The 13,752-nt window shown below is 49.2% G+C and carries 12 protein-coding genes; 9 read left to right on the forward strand and 3 right to left on the reverse strand.

Features of this window, described 5'->3' with window-relative positions; all coding sequences use genetic code 11:
- Positions 1-196: 196 nt before the first annotated feature.
- Positions 197-754, forward strand: coding sequence for a cysteine hydrolase family protein (locus HPY28_RS28400; protein ID WP_174226533.1), 558 nt, complete (start codon positions 197-199; stop codon positions 752-754).
- Positions 755-878: 124 nt separating this feature from the next.
- Positions 879-1,304 (forward strand): NUDIX hydrolase, encoded by a 426-nt coding sequence (locus tag HPY28_RS28405; protein WP_026043347.1) that lies wholly within the window; start codon positions 879-881, stop codon positions 1,302-1,304.
- Positions 1,305-1,357: 53 nt separating this feature from the next.
- On the opposite strand, the gene HPY28_RS28410 is transcribed toward HPY28_RS28405, so the two are convergent.
- Positions 1,358-1,561: a YwbE family protein gene (locus HPY28_RS28410; RefSeq protein WP_017251879.1), complete on the reverse strand. Its 204-nt coding sequence runs from the start codon at positions 1,559-1,561 to the stop codon at positions 1,358-1,360.
- Positions 1,562-1,638: 77 nt separating this feature from the next.
- On the opposite strand from HPY28_RS28410, the gene HPY28_RS28415 reads away from it, so the two are divergent.
- From HPY28_RS28415 to HPY28_RS28445, 7 genes are all read left to right on the forward strand, one after another.
- The gene (locus HPY28_RS28415; protein ID WP_017251880.1) at positions 1,639-2,118 is read left to right on the forward strand and encodes a hypothetical protein; all 480 of its coding nucleotides are present in this window, start codon (positions 1,639-1,641) and stop codon (positions 2,116-2,118) included.
- A gap of 110 nt (positions 2,119-2,228) precedes the next feature.
- Positions 2,229-3,851, forward strand: a complete 1,623-nt coding sequence (locus tag HPY28_RS28420; RefSeq protein ID WP_017251881.1) for a GGDEF domain-containing response regulator — start codon at positions 2,229-2,231, stop codon at positions 3,849-3,851.
- Between the two features lie 12 nt (positions 3,852-3,863).
- Positions 3,864-4,226 carry a response regulator transcription factor gene (locus HPY28_RS28425; RefSeq protein ID WP_174231866.1) on the forward strand — a complete coding sequence of 121 codons (363 nt, stop codon included), beginning with the start codon at positions 3,864-3,866 and terminating at the stop codon, positions 4,224-4,226.
- The gene (locus HPY28_RS28430) at positions 4,223-7,111 is read left to right on the forward strand and encodes an ATP-binding protein (protein WP_174231867.1); all 2,889 of its coding nucleotides are present in this window, start codon (positions 4,223-4,225) and stop codon (positions 7,109-7,111) included. Before HPY28_RS28425 ends, HPY28_RS28430 begins: the two co-directional genes overlap by 4 nt.
- A 154-nt stretch (positions 7,112-7,265) precedes the next feature.
- On the forward strand, positions 7,266-7,472 hold the full coding sequence (locus HPY28_RS28435; RefSeq protein ID WP_017251884.1) for a cold-shock protein: 207 nt from the start codon (positions 7,266-7,268) through the stop codon (positions 7,470-7,472).
- Positions 7,473-7,556: 84 nt separating this feature from the next.
- Complete coding sequence (locus HPY28_RS28440; protein WP_017251885.1) at positions 7,557-7,865, forward strand: hypothetical protein; 309 nt, start codon at positions 7,557-7,559, stop codon at positions 7,863-7,865.
- A 190-nt stretch (positions 7,866-8,055) separates the two neighbouring features.
- Complete coding sequence (locus HPY28_RS28445) at positions 8,056-9,096, forward strand: acyltransferase family protein (protein WP_069852956.1); 1,041 nt, start codon at positions 8,056-8,058, stop codon at positions 9,094-9,096.
- Between the two features lie 87 nt (positions 9,097-9,183).
- Here HPY28_RS28445 and HPY28_RS28450 read toward each other — a convergent pair whose 3' ends face one another.
- Both HPY28_RS28450 and HPY28_RS28455 read right to left on the reverse strand, forming a co-directional pair.
- Positions 9,184-10,326 (reverse strand): sensor histidine kinase, encoded by a 1,143-nt coding sequence (locus HPY28_RS28450; RefSeq protein ID WP_174231868.1) that lies wholly within the window; start codon positions 10,324-10,326, stop codon positions 9,184-9,186.
- Positions 10,327-10,472: 146 nt separating this feature from the next.
- Positions 10,473-13,752: BclA C-terminal domain-containing protein (locus HPY28_RS28455; protein WP_217444919.1), on the reverse strand; the 3,280-nt coding region annotated here is incomplete at its 5' end.

Raw genomic sequence — 13,752 nt, forward strand, 5'->3', positions numbered from 1 at the left:
ACCTGCCGATATGTAAGGAATGAGTCTTTTTTTGTGGTACAATTATCCAGAGCAGTTTTCATGCTCTTCTATGATGAAAGGAGTGGTCAGTTATGAAAAAGGACATGAATCGACGTTCTTATAAAGCTGTGCGTGTACCAAACAACCAAAAAGGGGAACACCAACACTAACCCCCTTTCACCTAGGAGGAATTGGATTGATTCGAAAAACAGCTCTACTGATTATTGATGCGCAAGTGGGAATTATAGAGGGACAATTTGGTCCTGTTTATCAGCCGGCTACACTTGTCCAAACATTGAAAAAAGTACGGGAAGACGCCTACAGCAAGGATATTCCTGTTCTGTACGTTCAGGATGATGATGTCGGAGAAGTCGGTTCAGACGACAATGCCATCCACCCTGAGATCGCACCTCTGCCATCAGAAACGGTGATTCGAAAACTAGCGACAGACTCGTTTCACGGAACAGATCTGCACGAAAAACTACAAGCACTCGGGATTAACCATCTTGTCATCACGGGGTGCAAAACTGAATATTGTATCGACAGTGCCTGCCGCAAAGCGACGACACTCGGCTATGATGTGACGCTCGTCAAAGACGGACACTCTACGTCGGACAATAAAGTGCTGTCTGCGGAACAGATCATCGCCCATCACAATACATGCCTGCATGGATTGGGAAATATTGAGCCATTTATTTTGGTACGGGAATCAACGGAGGATGTCTTCGTCCCTACCCATGATTCTTACCGATAAAACGTTTTGCTGAACTTCTCGAAACCGTCTTTTCAGGCGGTTTCTTGTTTTGTCCTTGTCTTACCCACGATTCGTCCATGCTATTATGGAAGAAACGAATTTGCCGTTCGTGAAGGAGAAAATCATGTCGACTACTATCGCTATACCAAGATTGGGCGTAGGAGCTGTCATCTTAAATGACAAGAATGAGATTTTACTGGTTTTACGAAACAGAGATCCAGAGAAGAATACGTGGAGCATTCCCGGGGGAAAAGTTGATCCCTATGAACAACTGGAGACGAGTGTCATCCGTGAAATCAAAGAAGAGGTCAATCTCGATGTTGAGATAAAGGCCCTCTTATGCACCGCAGAAACCATCCGCCCGGAAAATGGCGAGCATTGGGTTTCGGTCATTTACGAAGTCACGATCCTGAGTGGAGAAGCACGTAATTTAGAGGAAGACGGGGCGATTGGGGACATGCGTTGGTTTTCGCTCGATGCACTTCCGTCGAATCTGGCTTGCTTCGCCGTACCAGCTATCGAACATTTGCAGAACAGGAACCGTTCATGAAAAGCAAAACGGACAGTTGCCCATGTGGCCTGTCCGTTTTTTCGTAAAGAAGATTACTTTCCTTTTTGGATAATTTCTTGCACTCTCCCTACTTGTCCATCCGTCAAACGAACCTTGATTCCATGCGGATGTGTGCTGGAGTTCGTCAGGATATCCTTGACGATCCCACGGGTGCGCTTGCCAGTGCGTTGGTCCTGTTTCAATACAATCTCGACTTCAAGACCTGCTGCGATATCTTTTCGGTTTTTTCCGTTCATTTTCCCTTCTCCTTTTTTCGTTCTGTGTCCCACCTATGATATAATCGACAAACAAATCCATCTCACCGGAGGAATCCATGCTTACTTTTGAAGAAAAACTAGCGATTATTGAATCTTTTCCACAACTGACTCGGAATGACGTCTCCCTGAAACGGGTTAATTTTCATTATGAGGAAAGCCTTCATGACAAAAAGACCGTGGTCTATCATCTGCATCCGAACGGCAACGGGTTTGTGTTTGCCGCGTTTTTGAAGGGCTACCAAAAAGACGACAAGGGCTATGTCAACATCCGTGATTTCTCGGCGGACGAGCTGCGCAAGGTAGTCGAGGCTTCGATCCAATCCCTCTCTATCAAGCGTGAACCAGCGCCAAAAGCTACTGGTGAAGCTGAACAATTGGAGCAAACATGGGTCGACAAGCAAAACCGCACGCTCTTGCTGCAACAGGAAGACGCGCTGTGGAACGTATACCACGGAATGAACCTGGAAGCTTCCTTTGAGTCGTACGTGGAAGCAGAGCAATATCTGATTGAAGAAGGATTTTCCCTGCAACAATAAGCCCTTCCTTCTCCCTGCTACATGTACCATACCAAATTGTAGATGTTTTGATCAAACTGGCGCAAGCGACCGACTGCTTGCGCCATCCCAACACAGGGGGACGGTACGACATGATCAAGTACAGAGATACGCTTCTTACGAATATCCATAAACAGATTGAGACGTGGTACGACCAGGAGGTTCCCGTCTCTCATGATGATCTGTATCGCTTTCTCCATTCGTTAAAGGGGACCGCCGGGACGATTGGATTGATCGACTTGTCTGATCTGTCTCAGCTTCTCTTGGAACAAATGGACGACATGCCTGCCAAGAATTGGCCAACGAGTGAATGGCGAGCGTTTTTGCAAGAGCTGATCACCTTATGCTGCGAGAAGCGACCCGAACAGGAAGTTTTTATCGAGAACCCCACTCTTCACCGGGAATCCCCTTGTGAGCAACAGCCTTTGCTCCTCATCCTGGATGATGACGTCACCCTGCTTATGTATCTAAAAGAATATTTAGAAAAACGCAGTTGGTCTGTCATCGCAACGGTCTATCCTCATAAGGCTCTCGACTATTTTCACGACATGAACCCTGACTGCTTCATTCTGGATTTGAACATCCCGGAAACGGACGGCTTCCAAGTGATGCAGACAATTAGCGAAAAAATAAAGAAGCAATACGTGCCTACGACCATTATCAGCATCGATTGCGAACGGGAGACCCGTCTGAATGCCTATCGTTTGGGCGCAGATGACGTCATGTGCAAACCGCTTGATATGGAAGAGCTGGTCGTACGCCTCGAACGCCAGCTTCGCCGGAAGCGCTGGATGAACAGCATCTTGTTTTTGGACGAGCTCACGGGTGTCAACAATCGCAATTCTTTTGTTGATACGTACCAACGGCTTCTTTCTGATGCCCATCGGACCAACACCCCCTTCTCACTGGCATTTTTAGATATCGATTTTTTCAAAGGGGTCAATGATACATACGGTCATCTGATTGGCGACGAGGTCCTGACTCGTTTTGCTGCTTTCATCGGGCAGAGCGCCGAAAAACATGATGTATTATTCCGGTACGGCGGAGAGGAATTTATCCTGCTGATGCCGCGTACGACTGTACAGACAGGAAAGATGCGCCTAGAGCAGATACTCTCTGCTTTTTGTTCGCTCACGTTCGAAGCTCCTGAAGGAACGTTTTCATTGAGCTTTTCCGGTGGAATCGTACAAGTAGAAGATCCTCATAAACCGCATACGTATTGGGTAGAAGCTGCGGACACTGCTTTGTACGCTGCCAAAAATGCAGGGCGGCGCCGGATTGAAACCGCTCAAATCACAGAAACGCATGACTCCCCTAAAGTAAAACTGAAGGTCGCCATTATTGATGACGATCCGATGATTCGCGTGATGCTTGCCGATTCCATCAAAACCAGTTTTGACGGTTGGATACACGTCGATATCCAGACTTACGAAGAAGGAGCAGCTTTTTTTGACTCCACCTGGCATCAGGGACACGAACCCTATCTCGTTATTTTAGACGGGATGATGCCACAGATGGATGGCCTCGAGGTTCTCCAGAAAATCCGGAATTTGCCCAATGCCAAGAAATATACGGTGATTATGCTAACAGGTCGTACAGAAGAGCAAGACATTGTCCGTGCCCTTCAGCTCGGTGCTGACGACTATATGACCAAGCCATTCCGTACACGCGAACTGGAGGCTCGCATCAAGCGACTGGTTAAGCGAATGTTGTAAGGAGGTAGTGAGATGGCAACGATTATGCTGGCCGAAGACGAGGCCGTGTTGCGTATGTTGATTGGCGACACGCTCGAGGATGAGGGACATGAGCTCGATATCGTTTGCGATGGAGAGGAAGCCCTGCAAAAAATCGGTCAAAATGAGTACGACTTGATCATTTTAGATTATATGATGCCTAAGCTGACGGGCTATGAAGTATTGCAGCAGCTCAAACAGATGGACGACAAAAAGGCAGTGAAGGTCCTGATCCTCTCGGCAAAAAGTCAACATGCCGAACAGGAGAAAATGCGGGCTGCTGGTGCCGATGACTTTATGCCGAAGCCCTTTAGCCCGATGGATCTTGTCCGGAAAGTGGAGGAAATGCTCGCATGACGGGGTTCTGGGCGTTTATCAGAAAAAGCATCACACGTCGCTTCATGGCGATGATGCTTCTTTTTCTGTCACTGCTGATTGCCGGCGCTGGCATCGTTCAAGATTTGAATAGCAACGCATTAACCCATTATCAGACGGAGATATACAATACCAAGGAAAAACAAAATTTGGTCGCAGACATCGCTGAGCACACGAACCAGATCTTTTTTCGCGCAAGGGGTTATTACGCTTTCTTGAGCCCATCTGAGTACAATGAGCTATTTCTTGAGAAAAAGAAGCTGGAACAAGCGCTGGATAAATTTAAGAAGCTTCCGCTCAATGATGAGGAGCAAGCGCTTGTCGCTTCGATCGAATCTTTCTTCACGAACTTTTTCGCCAATGTGTTTCCTACTTTTTCGAGTTATGCAAAGAACGGAGACTTTGAATCCCTGCGAAAAGCTTCGGCCAGTGGCGTGAATCAGGAAGTGAACAACCTACTTAAATACGCCGGGCGGTATCAGGAAGAGCACGATCAGCTTTTATATACGAAAAACCAACTACTGTTCGAAGAGTTGTCACAGCTAAGCACCTGGTTTCTCGTGTACTCGCTGATGGTGCTGGTGATCATGGTAATAGTCACCATTCAAACTACGCGGGATATCGGCAGGCCGTTGGTTCGTCTATCCCAAAATGCTGAACAGTTCGCTAATGGCGGTACACCTCTTTTGCAGGATTTGAACAGAATTGACGAAATCGGTAGACTCTCCCGCTCCCTCGACTATTTGATCAGGCAAATTCAAGCCAAAGAAGAAGTGCTCATGGCGCAAAACGAAGAGCTGCAAGCCCAGCAGGATGAACTGATGATGCAGCAAGAAGAGTTGCAAGAAGCATTGGGCAAGATGGAGGAAAACGAACGGTACTTGGAAAAGAAAAACCGTTTCATCCTCTCTTTGTCGAATACGCTGGATAAAAGCGAGCTACTGTCCAGTATCATTCGCAATATAACTGAAGTCATGGATGCCGATAAAGGTGTTATCGTCATGTTGAACACTGACAGGGACGCAGCTAGCTTTGGCGTTTCGCAGAATGGTCTGGAGCAATTGCGCAATGGATTGGATGATGGTCCGTTCGTACGAATCAGGGAAACGGGCCTGCCATATGTCCTGATGCGTGAAAGCACTGACGCTGAGCGCGGCTACACGGAGGTAATGTCACAAACATTTGAGCTTTACCTCCCAGTGCTAGATGCCCAGCAGACAATCGTTGCATGTATCATCTGCTCCCGTATCGGTCGAAAATTCACGAATCAGGAGCTACAAGTCATCATCGGCATCGCCAAGCAGATTTCCTTGGCACTCGACAAGCTCGCGATGTATGAGGAGACAGAGCGGCAGCGTAAAATGACGCAGGATATGCTCGATTCTGTTCAAGAAGGCATTCAGCTTATTGATCTGAGTGGAGAAACACTTCAGGTGAACTGGAATTTTTGTGAGCTCTTGTGTTACGACCATCAGCTCGCTTCGCAAGGATTTGACTTGGAACAGTTCCTTTCCCATCTACAGAGTCGAACCGATGAGCCTGATCGGCTGATTCAGTATGTCAGATCTGTCGTTTTAGACGAAGGTGCTATTCCTTCTGGCAGTATTGTGTTTCAGATGACCGGACCGCAAGTACGCTATATTCAGCTCTATGCAGAGCCACTGTACCGGAACCAAGAGAAATGGAGTACCTTGCTCGTTTACCGTGACTTCACCAAGGAATACGAGATCGACCAAATGAAATCGGAATTCGTCAGTACGGTCAGCCATGAGCTGCGTACTCCTCTCGCCAGTGTGCTCGGCTTTGCGGAGCTACTGTTAACGAAAGAACTCAAGCCCGAACGTCAACAGCGATACATAGCGACCATTTATCAAGAAGCGACTCGCCTGACTGCGCTCATCAACGATTTCTTGGATTTGCAACGCATGGAATCCGGCAAACAGACGTATGAGCCAGAGAATGTTGCGATTGATCAAGTGATTCGAGATATTTTCGGACTTTATCGAGTCCAGTCCCCTCTCCATCGATTTGAACTCGATTTGCAAACGGAGCAAACCGTTGTTTATGGAGACCAAGCCAAGCTGCGTCAAGTATTTATGAATCTGATCAGTAATGCCGTCAAATACTCCCCGCATGGTGGCCATGTCCGGGTGAGCTGTCGACAAGATGGGAATCGCTTGCTCGTGGTGGTCCAGGATGAAGGACTAGGCATTCCTTCCGAAGCTATCCCTCACTTGTTTACCAAATTTTACCGTGTAGATAATTCCGATCGCCGCGAGATCGGCGGGACAGGACTGGGTCTCGCTATTGTTCGGGAGATCGTCCATATGCACCATGGTGAAGTTGCCGTTACGTCCGAATCGGGCAAAGGTAGTACATTTACAGTTACCCTTCCGCTGGCTGAGCACAATTTGTCCCCCAGCTATCTAGCGGGGACGGAGGAGGTAGTCTCTCCAACTAGTCAATGCAATGGAAACGTTGTGATCATCGAAGACGATTTGAACTTAACCGAGCTGTTGCGTGATGAGTTGACGAGCTCTGGATTCCGTGTCAATTCCTTCTCTACGGCGACTGAAGCAGTAACTGCAATCGAGGAGCTGCGACCGGATGCTGTCGTACTTGACCTTATCTTGAAGGACGGCGAGAGTGGTTGGAAGGTCATTGAGGAAATACGGAAAAACCCGGATTTACGGACCATTCCGATCGTGATCTCCAGTGCTTTTGAGGAAAAGAAAAAGGCATTTGATCTGGGAGCAACCGGTTATCTCATCAAGCCTTATCATCCAGATACCTTGTCTAAAGCGATTTTGCTGGCCATCACGAATCAAGAAGCAACGGGACAAATCTTCATTCCCGATGAACAATAAAGATGGCAATGGACAAAAGAGGCTGCGGCTATGCAAGCGCGGCCTGTTTATTTTTACCTTCTAGCAAAGAAAATCTTGGTATATTCATGCGCTTTCCATCACACATTAATAGAGGTTACTTTGTGCACTTTTGCCCTGCAAAGGAGGAGTTCATGTGTATTTCTCAAAAAAAGCAGTCGTTCCAATCGAAGAAGAGGAAACAGATGTATGGACGTGCAGTAATGAGGGCTGTACGTGCTGGATGAGAGATAACTTTTCCTTTGATAAGAGCCCGAGCTGCCCCTTTTGCCATTCTAGTATGGTAAAAGATACGCGCATGCTGCCGGTCCTAACCAATCACAGCAGCAGGCGGAACTCTTGAGTCGTTCTTTTCTTTTTTCTTGCGGGTATTCTTCCTCTTCTCTACAATAAATTCATGACGTACGAATGTTAGAGGAGTATGCCCATGAACCGAAAAGAGATGGAAGATCAAGTGATTCAAGCCTATCAGCGCGACGAGGGCATGATGATTCTCGTTTTTGCCCAATGGTGTGTGAATCACGGTCTAGATGCACGCGAATTATACCGCCGCGCTTACCCCGCTCAAGGGGAAAATATGTTACTCGCTCAAATGCTGGACAATACCGTACCCAAAGAAGAAGCAGAGGACATTCCTGATGCGACTCTCCTTGGTGTATTGTCGCTGTTTGGCAATGACGATTTGGCGATTGTGGTCAGTGAGACCATCGATGAAATGAAAAAGAATCCGAAATAATGTATGAAAGCCATACTCGTGCGAAAGCTACGCGCGCGGGTGTGGCTTTCTTTCTTTTTTCCCTTTCCAAAAACTCCCCTCCCCTGTCCAAATACGAATCAAAGAAAACTTTATTATCATAAAAACCATTCACAGTTTATTGTTTGAGCGACAACGTCAGCCGACAAACGATGAAATGGAGAATATCGAAATGTATACAGATTCAAAAATCTTGAAATCTCTGTTTTACATCCAGCTCTTCTCAAGTTTTCTCGTTGTAGTCGGTCATTTCACGGCTTCTGCCCTTTCTTTTACAGATCCGTTTTGGATCGTGGCCCTCAATCAGATCAGTCGCTACGGGACTGTCCTGTTGACGATCGCCACCGGTTATTTGACTGCTTATTCTTTAGAAGCCAAGAGCCCTACTGCTCGCGAGTTTTTTTCAGGGAAACTTCTGTATATTTTTGTTCCCTATTTAGTATCTGGTGTCCTGTACCATTACTTGTTGAAAAAAGGGATGCCTCATACTGCCCAGGACTTTACGAACATTGTTTTAGGCAAAACGGGTGACCATCTGTACTTTGTGTTTATGATTTGCCAGTATTATATTTTTGCTTATCTGTTTCGCCGTGTGATTACCAAGCGCAACATTTTGTATGTCATTTGGATTTTGCTCGGTATTCAGTACGTGTACATCAACTTTATCCATCAGGGCTGGTTCGGGCTTACCACGCGTCATATGCTCCCGAGCTGGATTTTTACCCTGTACATGGGGCACGTGTTGTATTGGTACCGTGAATCGATCCTTTCCTTTTTGCGAAACAACCGCTCCATCTTGACGCTGATGACGGGTGTTTCCACTGCGGCTGCGATGTTTTTTGTTGTCTCAAACAAGCTGTATGTGGCTGTCCATTTGACTTTTGTCTTCGCCACGCTTCTGTCGTTTCTCGTGCTCATGGTCTTCTTTCTGGAACGCGTCGATCGTTTGCACATCAAGTTTCGAAAAGGGCTGACGTATTTTATTTTCTTGTTCCACTCTGCTTTTTTGATCATGTTCAAAGATTATCTGTTTGAAAAATACGGCGAGGTCGCTTGGCTGTTTGAAAACACGTGGTACTCGCTGCTGTACTTGCTCGTCATTATCGGGTGCAGTTGTTTGTTGGCGCTCATGCTGGTCTGGCTGGTAAACAAACTGGAGCGTATCTCCAAAACCATACGACAAACACACAGGCAGCTTCACGCTAGCAAATAAACAGCTTTTTCACAAAAAAATGACCTATTCATGCTGCACGTCTGTTAATGATCGTGCCTTCATGGATAGGTCGCTTTTTTTGTGGCATTAGATGTGCTGGCTCATCGACATCAAGCCACTTGTACATGTGTCGCAGGGCTTGAACTGCATAGAAAAATTCGTCTGCTGATCAGTAGACTCGCACGCAATCGTTCCTCCGTGCCGCTCAATGATTTCTTTGCAGACGTATAAGCCAATTCCAGTACCGAGCTCCTTCGTTGTGAAAAACGGTTCAAAAATAACCGAGAGCAGGTCAGGTGGAATTGGTGATCCATTGTTGGAAACGGTAATCAAGGACCTGTCAGGCGTTTGGGACACCTCAATGACAATCTCCTTATCGCCTGTTTTTTTATGTAACGCATCCAGCGCATTGGAAATGATGTTGATAAACACCTGCTTCATCTCATCCTTGTACCCTTTTAGTTGAAAGGTAGGATCGATACTGCATTTGATATCCACATTCACGTCAACGATATTCGGATAGAGGAAGGAAAGAATCTCATCGAACAACTCCCAAACGTTAAAAACCTCCATTTGCTTATAGACCGCTCCCTTTTTCGAGACCAGCAAAAACTGCGAAACCCGGTAGTTCAATTGTCGCAGCTCATTTTCAATAATCTCTACGTAAGGGAGATTCGGATAATCTTCTTTCAACAAACGAGAGAATCCCATAATGGAAGTAAGCGGATTTCGGAATTCATGGACGAAGCTGGACGCCATTTGCCCCAGGATCGTGAGCCTGTCTTTGTGAGAACGCTCGATAAATAGCTTCTTCTCTTCTAAATCGTTGTCTTTGAGGTCGGTGTATTTGAAAACAGCGTGAACCAAAAAGACATCAAAGCATTCGTTTATTTTCAATAAGGCAGGCATTAAAGCGGCAGGCGTAAACGGACCTTTTTGGAGAAGATCGATAACCATTTCTCGGCCCATGCACACGTTGGAAACGAAATCGCCAATGTTGGTCTCTGCCCGGTTTCGTTCATATGCGACCTTGTAAGCCAATTCTTTAATATCCTCAAGAGTGATTTCCGAACGAAAATATTCAATAACCATACGATACAGTGCTCGCCCATTCAGATGGATCAATCCCTTGTATTGATCACTGTCCGAAACGGCAATTCGTCGCTTGAATTCTTTTACGATCGTTGCCTCGTGCTCGTCCAAATATACTGCCAAGTCATCCATCGGCATCTATCCCCACTCCGAATAATAGGCAAATCCCCTTCCAACCTATTATACTATTATTGTCGTTAATTAACTAAATATTTTTACTATTTTAACGAAAAAGAAATAGCAAAGGGAAAGGAGCTACTTGTCATCGTAGCTCCTTTTGCATACTACGTATTACTTATTTTTATAATCGTCAAGGTCGCTCCAGCCCCTGTCAGAAGGGTAGCTGATCCCAATAATCCAAACAGTTGCAGCGTGATTGTGGCTCCAGCGGTGAGAGGGGCGATGACGGTATTATTGAACGATGAAAGTGATACAGCTGGTGCGATGATAGTTGGCGTGTATGGAGTCCCATTTATCAAGATCCTCGAGCTAACCAGTAAGGCAGCTGTTGTATTAATGGAATACGAAATTAAATAGTTGCCTGCAGACGGAACTGTAAATACCGTATTGGCCATATTCACCGTAATGCCACCTGCTAACACCTGGTTGTTCGGTAGAGGGATATTCGTTCCTCCTAGGACTACTGCTATGAGAGCTCCTGAGGTGTTGGCCCCGAAGGCGTTGATGTTGGTGAAGACTGTACCTGTCGCTCCTGTGGGGCCGGTCTCTCCGGTGGCTCCGGTCGTTCCAGTCGTTCCAGTCGTTCCAGTCGTTCCCGTGGCTCCGGTCGCTCCGGTGGCTCCGGTCGCTCCAGTCGTTCCGGTCGTTCCAGTCGTTCCAGTCGCTCCTGTTGTCCCAGTCGTTCCCGTCGTTCCGGTTGATCCAGTTGCTCCAGTCGCTCCGGTCTCTCCAGTGGCTCCTGTTGCTCCAGTCTCTCCAGTCGTTCCAGTTGTTCCAGTTGTTCCAGTTGTTCCAGTTGTTCCAGTTGTTCCAGTTGTTCCAGTTGTTCCTGTTGTTCCTGTTGTTCCCGTGACTCCCGTTGATCCGGTCGCTCCGGTTGATCCAGTTAACCCGGTTGCTCCGGTTGATCCGGTCGCTCCGGTCGCTCCCGTGGTTCCCGTGGTTCCGGTAGTTCCCGTGGATCCGGTTACTCCGGTCGCTCCCGTGGTTCCAGTGGCTCCGGTTGATCCGGTTGATCCGGTCTCTCCCATTGCTCCGGTGGTTCCCGTGGCTCCCGTGGCTCCAGTGGCTCCGGTTAATCCGGTTACTCCCGTTGTTCCAGTTGTTCCTGTGGCTCCGGTTAATCCGGTGGTGCCAGTGGCTCCGGTCGTTCCGGTCGTTCCGGTCGTTCCGGTTGATCCGGTCTCTCCCGTTGATCCGGTGGCTCCAGTTGTTCCCGTGGCTCCTGTTGGTCCGGTCTCTCCCGTGGCTCCAGTCTCTCCCGTTGATCCGGTGGTTCCAGTGGATCCAGTTGCTCCAGTTCCCCCAGTTGCTCCGGTTGCTCCTGTCGCTCCGGTCGCTCCGGTCGCTCCGGTTGTTCCAGTCACTCCAGTCGTTCCAGTCGCTCCAGTCGCTCCAGTTGCTCCTGTGGCTGCCGTCTCTCCAGTTGTTCCCGTGGCTCCGGTTGGTCCGGTCTCTCCGGTTAATCCAGTCTCTCCAGTGACTCCGGTCTCTCCCGTAGTTCCTGTTGCTCCAGTCTCTCCGGTGGTTCCGGTGGTTCCGGTGGTTCCGGTGGCTCCCGTGGTTCCGATCTCTCCAGTTGCTCCGGTCTCTCCCGTTGCTCCTGTCGTTCCTGTGGCTCCGGTTGGTCCGGTCTCTCCGGTTAATCCAGTCTCTCCAGTGGCTCCAGTCGTTCCGGTCTCTCCCGTGGTTCCGGTGGTTCCGGTGGTTCCAGTGGATCCGGTGGCTCCAGTCGCTCCGATCTCTCCGGTTATTCCCGTCGCTCCAGTTGCTCCAATCGCTCCCGTTGCTCCGGTTGGTCCGGTTGGTCCGGTGGTTCCAGTTGATCCAGTTACCCCGGTTGCTCCGGTCTCTCCGGTGACTCCGGTCTCTCCGGTGGTTCCAGTCGTTCCAGTCGCTCCAGTCGTTCCGGTGGTTCCAGTCACTCCAGTCTCTCCAGTCGTTCCAGTCGTTCCAGTCGTTCCAGTCGTTCCAGTCGTTCCGGTTGTTCCGGTTGTTCCAGTGGTTCCGGTTACTCCGGTCTCTCCCGTGGATCCGGTCTCTCCTGTTGATCCGGTTACTCCGGTCTCTCCAGTGGTTCCAGTGGTTCCAGTGGTTCCAGTGACTCCGGTCTCTCCCGTAGTTCCAGTTGCTCCAGTCACTCCGGTGGTTCCGGTGGCTCCGGTTGTTCCGGTTGTTCCAGTTGTTCCAGTTGCTCCGGTGGCTCCAGTCTCTCCCGTTGCTCCTGTCGTTCCTGTCGTTCCTGTCGTTCCTGTGGCTCCTGTTGGTCCGGTCTCTCCGGTTAATCCAGTCTCTCCAGTGGATCCAGTCGTTCCAGTCGCTCCAGTAGTTCCGGTTACTCCGGTCTCTCCCGTGGCTCCAGTCGTTCCTGTGGCTGCCGTCTCTCCAGTTGTTCCCGTGGCTCCGGTTGGTCCGGTCTCTCCACTTGATCCAGTTACCCCGGTTGCTCCGGTTGCTCCGGTCTCTCCGGTGGTTCCAGTCTCTCCAGTCTCTCCAGTCTCTCCAGTCTCTCCAGTCTCTCCAGTCTCTCCAGTCTCTCCAGTGGATCCAGTCGTTCCAGTCGCTCCAGTAGTTCCGGTTACTCCGGTCTCTCCCGTGGCTCCAGTCGTTCCGGTCGTTCCAAGCTCTCCTGTGGTTCCGGTCTCTCCCGTTGATCCGGTGGTTCCAGTCGATCCGGTGGCTCCGGTTGTTCCAGTCGTTCCGGTCTCTCCAGTGGTTCCAGTAGCTCCAGTAGCTCCGATCTCTCCCGTTGATCCGGTGACACCAGTCGCTCCAGTGGCTCCAGTGGCTCCGGTGGTTCCAGTTGCTCCCGTGGATCCTGTAGCTCCGTTGGTTCCGGTCGCTCCCGTTACTCCGGTCTCTCCCGTTGCTCCGGTTGGTCCGATCTCTCCGGTTGATCCAGTTGATCCAGTTGATCCAGTTGATCCGGTGGTTCCTGTTGTTCCTGTTGATCCTGTTGATCCTGTTGATCCAGTCTCTCCCGTGGTTCCAGTGGCTCCTGTTGATCCAGTCTCTCCCGTGGTTCCAGTGGCTCCGGTTGATCCTGTTGATCCTGTTGATCCGGTCTCTCCTGTTGCTCCAGTGGTTCCGGTTGATCCGGTTACTCCGGTGGATCCAGTGGTTCCCGTCTCTCCTGTTTCTCCAGTCGTTCCACTTGATCCGGTAGCTCCAGTCGCTCCAGTTGATCCGGTAGTTCCGGTCTCTCCTGTTGCTCCAGTCGTTCCACTTGATCCGGTCTCTCCTGTTGATCCGGTGACTCCGGTCGCTCCCGCTGTTCCCGTTTCTCCAGTTGTTCCAGTCGCTCCAGTTACTCCGGTCTCTCCTGTTGCCCCCGTCACTCCAGTTGTCCCAGTCGCTCCCGTTGTTCCAGTTGCTCCAGTTGCA

It is taken from the genome of Brevibacillus sp. HB1.2, assembly GCF_013332495.1.
GTDB lineage: Bacteria > Bacillota > Bacilli > Brevibacillales > Brevibacillaceae > Brevibacillus > Brevibacillus porteri.